17 protein-coding genes are annotated in these 15950 nt (G+C 46.3%); 3 read left to right on the top strand and 14 right to left on the bottom strand.

Going from position 1 to position 15950, the window contains the following annotated elements:
• Positions 1 to 79: 79 nt before the first annotated feature.
• The 4 genes from AC5JL3_RS35075 to AC5JL3_RS35060 all read right to left on the bottom strand — a co-directional run bounded on the left by AC5JL3_RS35075 (position 80) and on the right by AC5JL3_RS35060 (position 4639).
• Positions 80 to 343, bottom strand: a complete 264-nt coding sequence (locus AC5JL3_RS35075) for a DUF7219 family protein (protein WP_496078849.1) — start codon at positions 341 to 343, stop codon at positions 80 to 82.
• Between the two features lie 410 nt (positions 344 to 753).
• A complete protein-coding gene (locus AC5JL3_RS35070; protein WP_496078848.1) occupies positions 754 to 2481 on the bottom strand; it encodes a diflavin flavoprotein in 1728 nt (575 codons plus the stop codon).
• A gap of 19 nt (positions 2482 to 2500) precedes the next feature.
• Positions 2501 to 2863: a hypothetical protein gene (locus tag AC5JL3_RS35065; protein ID WP_496078847.1), complete on the bottom strand. Its 363-nt coding sequence runs from the start codon at positions 2861 to 2863 to the stop codon at positions 2501 to 2503.
• A 57-nt stretch (positions 2864 to 2920) separates the two neighbouring features.
• Positions 2921 to 4639 (bottom strand): diflavin flavoprotein, encoded by a 1719-nt coding sequence (locus tag AC5JL3_RS35060; RefSeq protein WP_496078846.1) that lies wholly within the window; start codon positions 4637 to 4639, stop codon positions 2921 to 2923.
• Positions 4640 to 4935: 296 nt separating this feature from the next.
• Between AC5JL3_RS35060 and AC5JL3_RS35055 the strand changes: the two genes are divergently transcribed.
• On the top strand, positions 4936 to 5730 hold the full coding sequence (locus AC5JL3_RS35055) for a pantothenate kinase (protein ID WP_496078845.1): 795 nt from the start codon (positions 4936 to 4938) through the stop codon (positions 5728 to 5730).
• Positions 5731 to 5769: 39 nt separating this feature from the next.
• On the opposite strand, the gene AC5JL3_RS35050 is transcribed toward AC5JL3_RS35055, so the two are convergent.
• From AC5JL3_RS35050 to AC5JL3_RS35040, 3 genes are all read right to left on the bottom strand, one after another.
• Positions 5770 to 6720 (bottom strand): alpha/beta fold hydrolase, encoded by a 951-nt coding sequence (locus AC5JL3_RS35050; RefSeq protein ID WP_496078844.1) that lies wholly within the window; start codon positions 6718 to 6720, stop codon positions 5770 to 5772.
• Positions 6721 to 6787: 67 nt separating this feature from the next.
• On the bottom strand, positions 6788 to 7243 hold the full coding sequence (locus AC5JL3_RS35045) for an NUDIX hydrolase (RefSeq protein ID WP_192221637.1): 456 nt from the start codon (positions 7241 to 7243) through the stop codon (positions 6788 to 6790).
• A 137-nt stretch (positions 7244 to 7380) separates the two neighbouring features.
• Positions 7381 to 7536, bottom strand: a complete 156-nt coding sequence (locus AC5JL3_RS35040) for a hypothetical protein (protein ID WP_496078843.1) — start codon at positions 7534 to 7536, stop codon at positions 7381 to 7383.
• A gap of 148 nt (positions 7537 to 7684) precedes the next feature.
• Here AC5JL3_RS35040 and AC5JL3_RS35035 point away from each other — a divergent pair, with 148 nt between their 5' ends.
• A complete protein-coding gene (locus AC5JL3_RS35035) occupies positions 7685 to 7873 on the top strand; it encodes an Asl3888 family RNA-binding protein (RefSeq protein WP_192221638.1) in 189 nt (62 codons plus the stop codon).
• Positions 7874 to 8244: 371 nt separating this feature from the next.
• Here AC5JL3_RS35035 and AC5JL3_RS35030 read toward each other — a convergent pair whose 3' ends face one another.
• The 6 genes from AC5JL3_RS35030 to AC5JL3_RS35005 form a co-directional block, all read right to left on the bottom strand.
• Entirely contained in the window at positions 8245 to 9363 is a 1119-nt protein-coding gene (locus tag AC5JL3_RS35030) for a trans-sulfuration enzyme family protein (protein WP_496078842.1), read from the bottom strand.
• 60 nt (positions 9364 to 9423) lie between these two features.
• Positions 9424 to 9843 (bottom strand): lysozyme inhibitor LprI family protein, encoded by a 420-nt coding sequence (locus AC5JL3_RS35025; RefSeq protein WP_192221640.1) that lies wholly within the window; start codon positions 9841 to 9843, stop codon positions 9424 to 9426.
• A 54-nt stretch (positions 9844 to 9897) separates the two neighbouring features.
• Positions 9898 to 11286, bottom strand: coding sequence for an argininosuccinate lyase (gene argH / locus AC5JL3_RS35020; protein ID WP_496078841.1), 1389 nt, complete (start codon positions 11284 to 11286; stop codon positions 9898 to 9900).
• A 112-nt stretch (positions 11287 to 11398) separates the two neighbouring features.
• Positions 11399 to 11644, bottom strand: coding sequence for a hypothetical protein (locus tag AC5JL3_RS35015; RefSeq protein ID WP_199348906.1), 246 nt, complete (start codon positions 11642 to 11644; stop codon positions 11399 to 11401).
• A gap of 27 nt (positions 11645 to 11671) precedes the next feature.
• On the bottom strand, positions 11672 to 13129 hold the full coding sequence (locus AC5JL3_RS35010; protein WP_496078840.1) for a PP2C family protein-serine/threonine phosphatase: 1458 nt from the start codon (positions 13127 to 13129) through the stop codon (positions 11672 to 11674).
• Between the two features lie 645 nt (positions 13130 to 13774).
• Complete coding sequence (locus AC5JL3_RS35005) at positions 13775 to 14302, bottom strand: Uma2 family endonuclease (RefSeq protein WP_496078839.1); 528 nt, start codon at positions 14300 to 14302, stop codon at positions 13775 to 13777.
• Between the two features lie 317 nt (positions 14303 to 14619).
• Between AC5JL3_RS35005 and AC5JL3_RS35000 the strand changes: the two genes are divergently transcribed.
• The gene (locus tag AC5JL3_RS35000; RefSeq protein ID WP_496078838.1) at positions 14620 to 15270 is read left to right on the top strand and encodes a hypothetical protein; all 651 of its coding nucleotides are present in this window, start codon (positions 14620 to 14622) and stop codon (positions 15268 to 15270) included.
• 102 nt (positions 15271 to 15372) lie between these two features.
• On the opposite strand, the gene apcB is transcribed toward AC5JL3_RS35000, so the two are convergent.
• Positions 15373 to 15882: an allophycocyanin subunit beta gene (gene apcB, locus AC5JL3_RS34995; protein WP_192221645.1), complete on the bottom strand. Its 510-nt coding sequence runs from the start codon at positions 15880 to 15882 to the stop codon at positions 15373 to 15375.
• Positions 15883 to 15950 lie beyond the last annotated feature (68 nt).

Genomic DNA, 15950 nt, shown 5'->3' with positions numbered 1-15950 from the left:
GACAAAAGCAGCACTTGCCAACTCCCTGGCTTGAATAGATTGTTTCAATTTTTCAATGAAGATGTATTGGCTAAAATAACTACTTCGTCTCTGGTGATGGATTTGAGCCAATTCTCAGTTCCTTCTTACTCTGCTTCAACTGCTTCCACAAACGCTTTACCTGAGTGTAAGCTTCCTCAGGAGATAATTTACCTCCTGTCTCTAAAGCAGAAATATAAGAAATTTTCTGAGCAAATTCTTGTAAATTGGCATTAAACGCTAGAGTTTCCGGCGAAAACGCTCCATAGTAGCGGCTTCGCGGATAGAGAAAGCCGTTTTTGTTCATTGGGTCAAGATTTTTCATGATTTTAGAAATAGAGTCTTGCTCAACAGGTTTTCTTTAATCTATGATTAACCAAATCTTAACCTAAGACCATCCCTCCGATGGAAGAGTTTTCACGAAACGAAACTATATGATTTAGGGTTACCACTTCAACACGCTGTACAGGCTTGGCATTGCCAAGTTCCTATGACAAAATCAGGCTTTCAGCGATTAGCTGCGTAACTCCTGAATCTTAAGTGATACGAATCCGGGTCAGCTATCCCCTTTTTCGGCAACCCATAAAACTTTGTAGAGACATTCCGGCGGTTCGGCGTTAGCGTTAGCGTAGCGGTGCGTCAGCACTAGCGAGGCGCTAGCCTAGCCGTTCCCAAAGGGTACGTCTCTACGACTTATCGCCACAAGTATCCTTGTGAAAACGAAATGTTGACGGCTTAGTAATGAGTGCCTGATTTACGATGATGCACAGCCGTAACGCCTTCGGGTTGTAGTACTTTGCCATTCTTGACAACCCCATAGACGAGCCAGTGATCGCCGCATTCCATGCGATTTTCAACCGTGCATTCTAGATAAGCGAGGGAGTCAGTCAGAATCGGGCAGCCATTCTCAGCCTCTTGAGTCGCAACCCCAGCGAATCGGTCTTCACCGGGACTAAATGGCTTGAGGAAATGCTTCATCAAACCCAAATGCTTCCCCTCTTCGAGAATATTTAAGACAAATTTATCTCCAGAGTGCATCAGTGATTCAATCGCCCGGTCTTTGGCAACAGCAATAGTCAGACCTGGAGGCGTAAACGTGGCTTGAGACACCCAATCCGCAAGCATCGCACCATTAACTTCTCCTTGTTTAGCGGTGACAATACATAGAGAACCAATCAAACGCCCCACCGCTTGTTCGGTACGGGCAGCTTGGGAGTCACCGACGGGTTGCTTGGGGGTTCGGGATTTTTTGGCTTTCTTTAGCGATTGGGCAAAGTCCGTGCCTGCTTCTTCACAGAACTTTAAGGTGACATCGGTGGGTTTGAATTTAACCCGAATTGTCTCGAAGCCAAAGCGATAACCTGCATCGCGGAATTTATCCTCAATCAAGTCAATGGCTTCACCACTCCAACCGTAGGAACCAAAGACACCAGCAAGTTTAGTTTTAGTAGCCGTAGATAGTACCAAACCCAATGCGGTTTGGATGGGCGTTGGTGCATGACCGCCAAGGGTTGGGGAACCCATAATAAACCCGTCAGATTTCTCTATCGCTTCCCGGATTTCCGAAGGTTGAGCAACTTCGCTGTTAATCGATTCAACTCCAACCCCTGCTTTTGTAATGCCCCGTGCGATCGCTTGTGCCAATGTCGCTGTATTACCATAAGCCGAAGCATAAATCAAGGCAACAGTCGTATCCTGAGACTTTTGCTGCTCACACCACTGGCGATAATACTGAGTTAGTAGGATGAGGCTATAGCGTACTAAGGGGCCATGACCTGTTGCATAAATCCTGGCTTGGAAGTCAGTAAGTTTATCTAACGCTGTTTCTACATACCGTGCGTGGGGTGCCATTAGGCAATCGAAGTAATAGCGTCGGTCTTCGCTAATCGTCGCCCATCCTTCGTCAAGTACCTGGTCACCGCAGACGTGCGCCCCAAATAACTTATCGGTAAAGAGAATTTCCGTTTGTGGGTCGTGGGTACAGACGGCGTCTGGCCAACGGGGGCTAGGAGTTGGGATAAATTGCAGGTGATGACCTCTGCCTAAATCTAGGGTTTGTTCTCCCCGCACGACCTTGATGTTGAGGTCGTGGTCTGGCAAAATAGCGCGTAAAGCGATCGCGGCTGGATTTGAGCAAACAAAGGTAATCTGAGGAGCTTTCTCTAGCAAGGCTTTCAGCGTAACGCCCCGGTTCGGATTGACATGACCGAGAATCACATAATCCAACGAGGTTGGGTCTATGCGACGTTGCAATGCCGCCAAGAATATTTCAGTAAATGATTCACCGGGTGGGTCAAAAAGAGCAATTTTATCGGCTTGAATTAAATAAGAATTAGCCGTGGTGCCTCGTTGTAGGGCGTATTCGATTTCAAACTTGAGTCTATCCCAAGTACGCGATCGCAAGACTGTTGTTTCTGCACCGATTGGGAGAACTTGGACATCTCTTTGCTTCGTTTCTAACATGAGTGTTACTCTAAAATGCCTAAGTAGGTTTTTTTCGTGAAATTAGCGGCACAAATCCTACACCGATTAGATAAAGAGCATCTTTATAGCCACAGATAAAAAGCACTATCCCGACTACGAAAGCAACCCCGGAGAATGAAATCTTATAGATAATTTGGCTTTTTTCCAGAAAACGCAGGTGGTTTTCTCGTTTAACTTCTTCATTCTGGCGAAGAATCACCTCGCGTACTCTAGCCCAATCTAATGCCTCATTGGGTGACTTTGATTTGGCTAATAGCTCCTCAACTAATGCAATAGTTCTGTTGAGATTTCGAGAGTTCTTAGTAGGAAGGTTGGGTGAAGCCGATAAAGTTATAGCCAATTCTTCTGGTTTTTCTAGCATCTTCCAACCTTTCCCTATGGATAGTTGTAGGGTGGGAAATGCCCACCCTGAATCCCTTTAATAATAGTTCCCGACTTTGCGATGGTGAACGGCGGTGAGAGCATCAGACTTGGAAACACGACCCGCATCAACTGTCGCATAAACAACCCAATGGTCACTAAGTTCCATCCGGCTAGAAACCTTGCACTCTATATAAGCTAGGGCATCAGTCAGGATTGGGGAACCATTTTCAGCAGGTTGAGTTTTCACCCCAGCAAAACGGTCGGCACCAGGTGGGAAGCGCTTGAGGAAGTGCTTCATTAGTGCTTGGTAGTTACCTTCTTCTAAGATATTGAGGATAAAGCGATCACCTACTTGCATCAACGACTCAATCGCCCGGTCTTTCGCCACCGCAATCGTCAAGCCCAAGGGTTGGAAGCTGGCTTGAGATACCCAGGAGGCTAGCATCGCGCCCTTAATATCACCTTTTTTCGCGGTGATAATATACAATCCGCCACTAATCCGTCCTAGCGCTTTATCGAGTTCAGTATCAAGAGATTTTCTTTGCTTGATACCGCGATCGCGTGTCAGCAACTGCCCCATATCCGTACCCGCTTCTTCAAAAAGTTGATACGTCGCTTCTGTCGGGGTATCCTTAACCCGAATCGCAGGAAAGCCTTCTTTCAAGCCCAAATCCCGGAATTGTCTTAATAGAGGGTCAATCGGTTCGTCATCCCCACCGTAAGACTCGAAAATACCGATCGCTTGCTTAGACTTAGCCGCAGCAAGTACTGTGCCCACAGCCGCCGCCGCCGTCTTACTGGATACTGGAGGCATTGCGATCGCGATTCCACCCGCACGACTGACCAATTCCTGCACTTCTTGAGGGTCGGCGGATTTTAAGTCCATCATCTCTACACCAACACCAGTTTTGGTGATACCTCTAGCGAGGGCTTGGGAAAGGCGATCGCTATAGCCGTAGTCTGAAGCATAAAACACAACAACCGATGTCTCTGCTTTTGTCTGCGCTTGACTCCAACGGCGGTAGCGACTCACTAATTCTTCAACATTGTGGCGTAGCAATGGCCCATGACCATTAGCAACCATCTTTACTTCACCCAACTCGCCCATCCGCTTGAGGGCAGACAGCACAGAACGGGCATTTGGAGCCATTAGGCAGTCGTAGTAAAATCGATAATCCGGTTCAATCCTGCTTAAATCTTCATCAAAGGTACTCTCTGAGCAGTAGTGCATCCCAAACGCATCGCAAGTGAAGATTACCTGAGTTCCTGCGTCGTAGCTGAAGATTGTGTCAGGCCAGTGTAGATTAGGGGCATTGACAAACTCTAGAACGTGCCCATTGCCCAAATCCAATTTGTCGCCATTTTTGACAATTTGCCGCTTAAAGGGCTGATGCACGAAATCTTCAAGAAACTGAATTGCCACCTTTGCTCCTACCACTGTCACATCAGGCGCGAGTTGAAGGACATCTTTGACCAAACCGCTATGATCTGGCTCCGTATGGCTAATAATTAGGTAATCAATTTTAGGAGGGTCAATTAATCCTTTGAGGGTGTCTAAATATAGCTGACGAAACTTTTCATGAGAGGTATCAACTAAAGCGATTTTCTCGCCCCGAATCAGAAATGAGTTGTAGGTTGTACCATTTTGTAGTCCAAACTCAATATCAAAGCGATCGCGATCCCAGTCCAATGAGCGAATCGTTGTTGTATCTGCCGCTATTTCGCCCGTCTGAATCGTTAATCGCTTTTGGCTTCTGTCAGTGAGTAATACCATTTCTTAACTCCTTAATCAGCTACTTTTAATTTTTTATGTTTTCTTTATTTTTACACAACTATTTTTAGAGGCTTTATCAAGCAACCTAATATGAAGCGTAAGAAGATTGAAATCTCAATGCATTTCTTTTCTGCATTTAGTTATTGTTTTTTTATAGGTTCTTCATAGATCTTGCTATAGATTGATATCTTGCTTTTTTGAGCAGAAGATGCATCAACCCTAAACTCAGCAGGTTCACTCTTCTATAGTAGCTAAGTAAAAATACTTAAACAACTCATTCCCTGCCCTATACCCCTGTGAAAGGAAACTGCCTCGCCTTAATAATTGGAAATTCCAGATTACACTGGGCTTGGTTTGTCGAGGGAATTCTTCGAGAGGCTTGGGATACTGACCATTTATCAACAGCCACCGTTGAGGAACTAATTCAGCAATGGGCAGTTGGGGTAATGTCAGAGAAAATTTTTCCGTCCTTGTTAGTATCTCAACAATTGGATGATCCCAACCCGCTACCTCTTTATCTCGCTTCAGTCGTACCAGAACAGACAAAACTCTGGCAAACCTACTCTGATAGTGATGTCATTACCCTAGAGCGAGTGCCACTTTTGGGACTTTATCCTTCTTTGGGGATTGACCGTGCCTTAGCCTTGTTGGGTGCAGGGGAAACTTATGGTTACCCAGTGCTAGTCATTGATGCTGGCACCGCCTTAACCTTTACAGGTGCTGATGCCGACAAGCAGCTAATTGGGGGAGCGATTTTACCAGGACTAGGGTTACAGCTAAAGTCTTTGGCAGGAAGCACAGCGGCCTTACCAGCCATCCAACTCGCACCACAGCTACCACCTCGCTGGGCTAAGCAGACATCAGCGGCAATTGAAAGTGGTGTAGTCTATACCGTCTTGGCAGGTATCCAGGACTTTATCAATGATTGGCGGTGTCAGTTTCCAGATACTCAGATTGCTCTAACGGGCGGCGACTCTCGCTTGCTGCTAACTCACCTTCAAGCCCAGTTTCCTCACGACATATATCATCTTGTAGCTGACCCCTACTTAATCTTTTGGGGAATGCGCTTATTGATTGAACAAGGGAAGTAGGGAGTGGGGGAAGAGATTACCAAGAGAGCAAAACAGCTTTCACAGTCCTACTACGTTATCTGTTTGAACACTTTCCTCCTGCGTTACAACAAAGTCATTAATGTACTGAGCTACCAGTTCTGAGAAGGCTTCCGGTAAGTCATGACCGGCCTGTTCAATCATCTCTAGATAGGCTTGTGGCAGTTTATCGCCATAGGTTTGGCTACGTGCGATCGCATCCGTTGTATCCCTGCTGCCTTGTAGAATCAACGTTGGTACTTTGAGCCAGTCAAGTTGTTCTTGCAAGAGTTCGGCTTGAATTTCGGCGCGGCGTCGCTGGAACAAAAGTTGGCAAGCGGTGGGTGAACTGTTGAGCAGTTGCCGTTGCTGTAGGGCTTGTTCAATGCCTTTATGACGACCAAATAGCCGTGCTAGGGGCAAAAGCGATCGCAGAATACTATAACCAATAGAGGAACGCCCGACTAACCATCGTGAACCCCGCCAACGTCCTCGCTGTCCTTCTACCTGAACCCCCTCTGGTGCGAGTAATACAAGACCACGGACTTTCTCCGGATATTTCGAGGCATAGCTAGCAGCAATCCAACCGCCCAAGGAATGACCAATTAAATATACCTGGGGTAGGTGTAGCAATTCTAGGTATTCCGCTAGGCACTCAACTTCTAGTTGGATTGAGTAGTGGAGTTTGGGTTTGAGTGAGTCGCCAAACCCCAGTAAGTCAGGGGCTAAGCAATGGTAATCCTGGCTTAATTGTTGAATAACGGGTAGCCATTGACTACCATCATTCCAAGAGCCATGTAGAAAGACGAGAACTGGCCCCTGACCCACTTCACGCCAGAACAATTGCCCCGACTGTAGCTTAATTCGAGAATTTCGTAAGGGTAGATTCATCCTGATCGCAAGGTCTTTTTCTTTTAAGTCCGACGGGTAAAAGGGATTAACTCTCAAGGATTGGAGATTGGCAAGACGGTTGCCCATTTTCTGGTGAGACATGTGCTGTTAGGCAAGAGAGTACAAGAGGAGACAAGACAACCTTCTCACTGTTCTACATCCTCAGCCTCTAAGCAAGAGTTGTTTTGCCATCAAAATAATCCTGCAACTGCTGGTCATTATCATGGCTGAGGGTGCCTAATGGAATATCTGAGGGTTGAAAGGCTTGAGCTTCCAAAATTTCTGATGTGTCTTGTATCTGTATTGTTCCTTGAACCTTTGCTTCTACCAGGACACAAATAGAATGGAGCCTAGGGTCGCGATCGGGTGCTGAATAAACTCCAACTAATCGAGCAATTTCCAACACCTCTAGCCCTGTTTCTTCAGCCAACTCTCGCTGCACGGATGTAGCAATATCTTCGCGCCAGTCCACCATACCTCCTGGCAGTGACCACTTACCATTATCACGACGCCGAACCAGCACAATTTGCCCATCCGGCAAAATTGGAATGATGCTGGTGCCAGGGACAGGATGGCGAAATATAACTCCAAGCACTGTTTGTACAAATTGCCATTTTCGATACATTGATGAGAAAGCTCTCTTTACCTATGTAATCGGTTGCTTACAGACTGTTATCATAGACGCTCCTGATGCAAGTTCGGTCATGTTAGCGGTTAAAAAGCTACTTTTTGACGCAATTCAACGTTGAACGTTTAAGAATTTTACTCTTCACGCGCCTCAACAACTCCACCAAGAAGACTCTGCAATTTCTGCTCTAGATAGTGCAGAATGGATTGAACGTGCTTTGCTGTGTTATCAACGCTTGACCCAAAACAAACCATTGGAAACCAAGTGGCGATCGCAAGAGATACTAGCATTGGCAAGCCTTACATAGTAGTCTAGACATCACCTGTTTTGAGGCAGCTTCTCAAGCAGGAGGTCTAACACTGGTAAGATAGACAAGCCAAGCTTAATCTCAAAGCAAGAGGCAAGCGAGGCACATTTTTTGTTATTCATGAGGTAAACATGGCAAAGCGCCGCAATCTAAAAAAAGAAAAGGCGCAGCGGAATCAAGCTTACGCCCGTAAGTTTCGTAAACGCAAAAATACGGGTCGTTTCTCTAAAAATCGGCGGTACAGCAGAACTTCGAGGGATGAAAACCAAGAAGAGGAAGATAGCGATCAAGGAGGCGAGCGAGATACTTCTGCTCTTTAAGAGAATTTCTAGAAGTATGCTCCTCGCTGATAGCGTCACCTTGTGGGCAGTCAAAACAGCCCTAAAGCACGCGCTTACGGTCAATAAAAGCGAAGCTTCCCGCACATAGGAAACGAGAATTAGCTCAATCCCTGCGTAGGAGTGAGCAAGAGATGATCTACAACGCAAAAACTTGCTCTAACTTAGCTGGGCATCAACCATTTATGATCGGATTGATGCCCAGTTTTTGCTTTCATCGCAATCAGCCGTCAGCTTTCAGCAATCAGCTTTCAGCCAAATAGCAAAAGGGGCGAGGACTCGCTTCTAGTCGATGTCCTAACCTAATTAGCTACTGCTATAACAACAAACAACCAATAACAAACAACGAACTACTAACCCAAAGCTTGCGCCAAATCCGCAATTAGATCATCTGGGTGTTCAAGACCAACAGAAACTCGCAGCAGGTTATCAGGAGTGCTTGTTCCTAGCCCTTCAATTGAAGCTCGGTGTTCAATCAAGCTTTCAACACCACCAAGGCTAGTTGCTCGTGTGAACAGTTGTACTTTTGCCACTAACGCAAACGCTTCCTCACGTCCTCCTGTTACCTGGAAAGAAAGCATTCCACCGAAAAGCGGCATTTGAAGCGCGGCAATTTCATGTCCTGGATGCTCTTTGAGACCGGGGTAATGGACAAGTTCGACCTTTGGGTGGTCACTTAAGACCGTTGCTACTTTTGAGGCATTTTCTGAATGTGCCCGCATCCGATAGGGCAAGGTTTGAATACCCCGGAGGATTAGCCAACAATCGAAGGGTGAAGCAACAGCACCTCCACTGGTTTGAATGGTCTTGATTCGCCTAAAGAAGTCATCTTCAACTCTGGAAATAACCACACCTCCCAAGACATCACTGTGTCCACCGAGATACTTTGTCATCGAATGCACAATCAAGTCAGCATCCCAGCTGAAGGGTTTTTGACCGATTGGAGTAGCCCAAGTGTTATCACACACACACAGTGCATTAGCTTGATGAGCGATCGCAGAAATTTTCCCGATATCGGTAATTTTAAGTAGGGGATTGGATGGTGTTTCTATCCAAATCAGCCGTGTATTCGGTTGAATTGCTTGGCTAACGTCAGTGGGATTGGTCATGTCCACGAACGTTACCTGCAAACCCCAAGGAGCAAGAACATTTCTCAAAAGAGCCGTCGTTCCCGTATATGCATCATTGGGTGCAATAACATGGTCGCCTGGTGCAAGGGCTTGAAATACACTCACCGTTGCGGCTGAACCTGAAGAAAAAGCAGCAGCGGCAACTCCGCCCTCTAATTCACACAGGCATTTTTCTAGGGCTTCTCGATTCGGGTTGTTGGTACGAATGTAGTCATAGCCATGAGGATAGCTACCGTCAGCTTCTCGCTCAAAGGTAGTAGACAGATGAATCGGAGGTGTTACAGCACCTGTTGCTGGGTCAATGCTACGACCTGCGTGTACTGCCAGTGTCTCATTCCTCATGGCAATGTCCTTTTAACTCCTGATTTTTAGTCAGCTTATCAGTAGATTCTCAATGCAGCATCATTGATTAAGCCTCTCCAAATATCGCTCCAAATCTTCTGTCCGTTGTCGTGTTACTCGATCAAGGCAAATCGAGTAGCCATAGGGCGCACCTGTTCCATTACCCCACTCACCTCTTTCATATTCACAAGTTGTATCTCGAAACTTAATCCAGGCGAGTTGGGCATCAGTTAATCGTTGGCGTTGTTGCCCTACCAATCTTGGTCTTAGCTGCTGGTAGACTTGATTGAGCTTTCGGTCAGATTCGGCAGCATCTCGACGGCTACATTCGTTAATTTCTACAGTGCTATTTGGATTAGTACAGTTGATGCGTTGAGCGATGAGTTGTTGCCCTTCTTGAGCGGTGCTTGGTTGAAGACCAATTCCTGTGAAGGGCAGTGCAATGGCAACTAACACTCCGAAAAAAGAAGCTTGGTTCATATTTTTAGGCGGTTTACCTAGCGTATCCCGCCAACACCTTAACTTAGCTCTAATTTACTCAGCAACTAAGCGCTCGTGAGCGTTTTTTAGGGCTTGACGCACCTGCTCAAAGCCTGTGCCACCGTAACTGTTTCGGGCGGCAACCACTTGAGTCGGTGCGATCGCATTGTAAATATCGTCCTCAAAGGCTGGGTGTAATTCCTTCCATTCCTCCAAGCTCAAATCCTTCAGCAATTTACCTGCCGCAAGACAAGTTCTCACGACTTTCCCAACCAAGTTGTAAGCTTCTCGGAAAGGAACGCCTTTCGACGCTAGATAATCGGCAACATCGGTGGCGTTAGAAAAGTCTTCGGCAACGGCTTCGGCTAAACGCTCACGCTTAAATTCCAGACCTTCCCGCAAGAGAATTGTCGTTGCTTCTAAGCAGCCTTGAACCGTCTTGACGCTATCAAACAATGCTTCTTTATCCTCTTGCAAGTCTTTGTTATATGCCAGAGGTAGCCCCTTCATCAACACCAACATTGCTTGCAGGTGACCGAAAACACGACCCGTCTTCCCGCGTACCAGTTCTGGGACATCAGGGTTTTTCTTTTGGGGCATGATGCTGGAACCCGTTGAGCAGGTGTCTTTGAGGGTAACAAAGCTAAATTCTTGGGATGCCCAGAGAATGATTTCCTCTGACAACCGACTCAGGTGAACCATGATCAGGCTAGCGGCACATAAGAACTCGATCGCAAAATCGCGATCACTTACACCATCCAGGCTATTACCATAAATTCCACTAAATTGCAACTCTTTGGCAACGTAATGCCGATCAATGGGAAATGTGGTTCCAGCAAGGGCACCGCTTCCTAAAGGGGAGATATTCACCCGTTGGTAAATCTCCCCTAGTCGCGTCCAGTCGCGCTGTAGCATTTCAAAGTATGCCAAAAGGTGATGCGCTAGGCTCAGGGGCTGGGCACGTTGGAGGTGAGTATAGCCTGGAATCAGGGTTTCGACGTTGGCTTCGGCGAGGTTGAGGAGAACAGATTGGAACTCCCGCACTTGAGTGCGAATATGGGAAATCTGATCTCGGAGGTAGAGTCGTGTATCCGTTCCTACTTGGTCATTACGCGATCGCGCTGTGTGCAGCTTTTTCCCCACATCTCCCGCAATCTCCGTCAGGCGTCGCTCAACGGCAAAGTGGACATCCTCAGCATCAACGCCGGGATTAAACTTGCCTTCGCGGTACTCTGAGCGGATTTGTTCTAAGCCTGCAACCAGTTGCTCCCCTTCCTCAGGGGAAATAATGCCAGTACGCGCCAGCATCTTGGCATGAGCAACAGAGCCTGTTAGGTCGTACTCAATCAGTGCAATATCGAAGCCAATACTAGCATTGAAACGAGCGATCGCAGGATGCAAAGCCGATTCAAACCGCTGGCTCCAGGTTGTTTGTTTTGTCACAGCAGTAGTCCTTAGTCTTTAGTTCGCAGTTGTTAGTTGTTGGTTATTAGTTGTTAGAAGGGCAGCCTTGTCTAACAACTAAAAACTAAGAACTTTCGATTGACCAATCTCACTATGAGGTTATGCCCCGGAAGAGGTAACCAATAATTAGCCCAATTATCAGTGCCCAGACTTGACCCGTGCTAATGAAATTGTTCCATGCATCTTGAATCCGTGTTAGAACTTCTGGGTCTTGGACTGATTGCGCTAGCACAAGCCAATCGTTTGATAAATAATGGTTCAACGTTCCTAGAGCCTCACTCAAGTGGCTGATGCTATCCAACCCAGCAGTTACGGCTTGTAGTCCTTCAACGACCATGCGATTCTTGCCTCTGACAAATTTAGGTCACTCGGAAGATTTTACCTGCATCACGACCAAGGTCATATCATCTCCATTACGGTTTTTTGAGCCAATAAATAGTTGTACTTGCTCAAATAAGTAATCTAGAATTTCTTGACAACTGTCGCAATGCTCACAAGCCCACTGGAAAGATTGCGTCAAGTTTTCCTCATCAAAGCGATCGCCATTTTGATTTGCCGCGTCAGTAAACCCATCTGTGTAGTAAATAATTGTGTCTCCCTCGGAGAGTTTGACTTGAGCGTCTTCGTATTGAGAATCTGCCTCTAAACCAATCAGCATCCCGTTTGTATCGAGACGCACAATTGACTGAGTTGACGCTTGCCACAACAACGGTGGATTGTGGGCAGCATTGCTGTAGGAGAGTATCTGTGTCTGGGGATCGTATTCGGAATAAAACAGCGTGACAAACCGATTGGAATTTTCCAAGTCGGCATACATGACTCGGTTTAAGTGCTGTAAAATCTGTGCGGGCGAGTGACGGTTAAGGACTTCTGCTCTAAGCATTCCCCGTGTCATTGTCATAATCAATCCAGCCGGGACACCTTTTCCCATCACATCACCGATCACAACACTCCAGGGGACAGACACCTTCTGAGGGTCGCTGGCTTCCGTGCTGTCTTGCTTTTTGGGGCGTAGCTGGTCGTAGTTAGTCGGAATGAAGTCGTAGTAGTCGCCTCCGACTCGGTTAGCCGTTTTACACATCGCCGCCAGATCAATGCCCTCAATCTCAGGACATTCCCGTGGTAGGAGGCGCAGTTGGATATCTGCTCCAATTTCTAACTCTCGATCTAAGCGTTCTTTCTTGCGTAGCTCAACCGTGAGTTCATCATTTGCGATCGCAACGGCGGTTTGATCGGCGACCAATCGTACTAACTTCTGCCGTGTTGCTGTCCAGGTGTATTTTGGATCATGGCTAAAGACATAGAGACGCCCTCGTTCAGCATTCTTGATCAGAATTGGCGTACCAAATAGCTGTACGTCTGCGCCTAGAGCCTGAGTCACTTGCTCATCAAGGGAGGATTGAATGAAATCGGCGGAAACTGAGTTCGTCGAGGCAGCCCCTTCCTCACTGTTCGCTGCTGTAACTTTACGAGTTGCCTTTTCTATCGCTTTCCGAATATCATTGCAAGCTTGACCTTCCTGGCAATGTAATCGCTCTAGTCTTACCTGACCATTTGATTTGAATAGAATCAGTGCCCCACCGTCAGCATCGGTTACCCGTGATGCCATTAGCGGAATTAACTCCAAAAACTGATTCAAATTGTTGAAACTGCGTAAGGCAAACCCCAGTGAACTCAACAAATCTTGAATCTTGTGTTGTTCCCTGTGCAGACGTGCCACGAGTTCTTTGAGAGCAGAAACGGGAGTTCCTTCAGCGGCAGTGCTACTACTGCTGCTGTCAGTTGAACTTGAGGGTTGGCGTGGAATCGGCCTTGCTGTCATAGCGTCAGCGTTGGGAGCATTAATTGAGCAGAGAAATAATCTGAGCTAATAAGTGAGTTAAACCCAGTCTCTCCTCAGAGGTTTTAAGGCAGCTGTGGAGATACCGTTGATCTAGAAGCTCCATCAGTTGGGGGGAACTTTCCGGACAAGCATTTCGCAAAGTATTTCAGCAAACTTATTCTTATAAAACAGTATGCTGCCATACAGTAACACTAATTACCGATTATGGCTGCCCCAAAGTTATGATCAAGCTATTGTATAAGGTATTTTGTGTCCTTGAGGTGTAATATAGTACCGCCAATCAGTTACTATGCCAATCTCCCTTAAGGAAGTGGAATGAACTACCGCCAGTCGAAGAGCGCGTCAGGCGGTTTCTGACATCAAGGGGGAATGCCTCAAGACAGACTTGCGTCCAGATGAAGGTCTTACTTCCCCTCCGTCAGCAGAGATCGACGTTCCAGCCACCTGTAGCATTCTGATACCTTCTGCTCTAATTAATAGTGACAGTCTTGATTGTTCCCTCAATAGCCCTATGGATTTTGGCTTTTACTGTGCCTATCTTTACTCATATTTTTGAAGGGACAGGTTTAGGGATTAAATTAGTGAATCTATCAACAATTTTCAAACAGAACCCTCCCTCAGCCACTAATTAAAATCATCGGGTTGACCCATGTTCGGCAAGTCAAAAAGACGTTTGACTTTCAACTTAAAACCCTTGATGACATCTTCTCCATCCATTTCATCATCAATAAGTAAGCGCTGTAACTTCATCCCATCTTTTAAACGATAAACATCAACCGCTTGAATAACAGGATGAATGACCCAAACCAAGCGAACTCCAGACTTCTGATATTGCAGAACCTTTTTGTCAATTTCCGCAACATCGTCTCCTCTGGATAGAACTTCGACCGCCAAATCAGGTGCAAAGTTAGCATTTTGGTCAATGCGCTGAGGGAGTCTCTCACGACTGACAAACGATAAGTCAGGCAAGCGATTTGACTTCTGACCAACGAACTTGTAAGTCGTTTGAGAATTGCAGACTAGACCTAGCTGATATTCTTCAACATGAGCATCAAGATAGCGCCCCAGCCTAATTCCGATCGCACCATGTTCCAGGCTGGGCATTTGTTCTAATTCCTCATCTTCCAATTCACCCAATGCCTCTGAAGTCATAAGTCTCATGCCGCCTTATTCGGTGGATTAATCATGCAGTTATAGTCACTGTCTTAGCGTCTAATTTAGCGCATCAACATCGAAGACAACACTGAACTTAGTGGTAGGCAACAGCCTCACAAGAGTCCGAGGGTATTGCTTCTGATTCCATAAGCGATCGCTCTTTACAGGAAAATCAGGAGTTGTAGGAACGGTGTCTCTGTTTCCACCCTTTCTGCAACCACAGCCCTGATCGCTTTGGCTGATATTCTGGAAAGCGATCGCCTATTGCAAAAAACATAATCTGCTATTGATCAAAATAAAGGATACTTACTCGAATGCAACCAATGCTTGAGCCGAAAAAACATGGCTATTTTTCTCTTATTAGTCTGACGCTTGTCATAGCCTTCTTTCTGATTGGTGGCGGCGCGGCTTTCCTAATCCATAGAACCTACTCAGCCAGACAGTTAATTACCTCAACTCAAAAAGCAGACATCCCTATTGAACCCTCAGCAGAAAAGTCAGTTGAAATTAATCGTCGAATTGAAGCCTTCTCTACTCCTAGTATTGGTGCTGGTGTTGAAGCGGAACCAGCCGAATTGGCTTTAAGTGCTGATGACATTAACACTTTAGTTGCCAATAGCCCCACGTTAGCGGGGAAGGCTTACTTCAAGATAGAGAACGATCAAGTCATGGTACAAAGTGCTGTTCCTCTGGATGCTGTACCGGGATTTAGTGGGCGCTACCTCAATGGAAATTTTTCTCTGAAGGTTGCTGTAGAGAATGGACTCTTAGCCATTACTCCTACATCGATTAGTACCACCGACGGGCAACAAATTCCTCCTGAAGTTGAAGGTGCTATTTTGCAAGCATTGAAGACACAGAATCTTAATCAAATGGTTAACTCTGACCCAAGAGTACAAGCTTGGCTGAAAAACATCACCGATATTCAGGTGCAAGACGGTAATCTTGTCATCAAGAGAAGATAACTGTTTTGCTGGGACTGGGAATAACAAGCCCTAAAAATAGCGATCGCACCCTACAGTGTTACCCGTTAAAAGTGCGATCGCTCAATTTTGTTAAATTGGTGTTTAAATATCCTGTTCGCTCAGTTCCCGATTCATGTGGTCAAAGGGCTGATCGATAAATGCGGTATTCTCCACACCAGCCGCTGCAACTTGTTCCTTAACGATGTCTTTCATCAACTGGATACCGCGAACCGTTGGTGCAATTGGTACACCCAAAGAGTTGTAGGTTTCCCGCAGACCTTGCAACACCCGTTCATCGAGTACATTCGTATCACCTGCAACCAGCGCGTAGCTAGCATAACGTAGGTAATAGTCCATATCTCGCAAACAAGCCGCATAGCGACGAGTCGTATAGGCATTTCCGCCCGGACGAATCAGTTCTGGCAGTTCGTCAAACAGTTGTGAACCCGCCTGCTTGACGATTGATGCAGCATTGGAGTTAATTACAGCCGCTGCTGCTACTCGTGCTGTGCCAGTTTCAAAGTAAGACTTGAGTGAATCAATCGCATTACGATCCAGGTAACGGCCGGCGCCATCGTAGTTCCTGATCAGATTTGTGACTGCATCTCGCATGAAAATGCTCTCCCAACAACAATCTGCATATCTTTATCTATTAATAATCACATAGGAAGAGACCTGTA

This window comes from Symplocastrum torsivum (assembly GCF_059505465.1).
The sequence above is the reverse complement of the archived record's forward strand: the minus strand, read 5'-3'. Positions and strand labels throughout refer to the sequence as shown.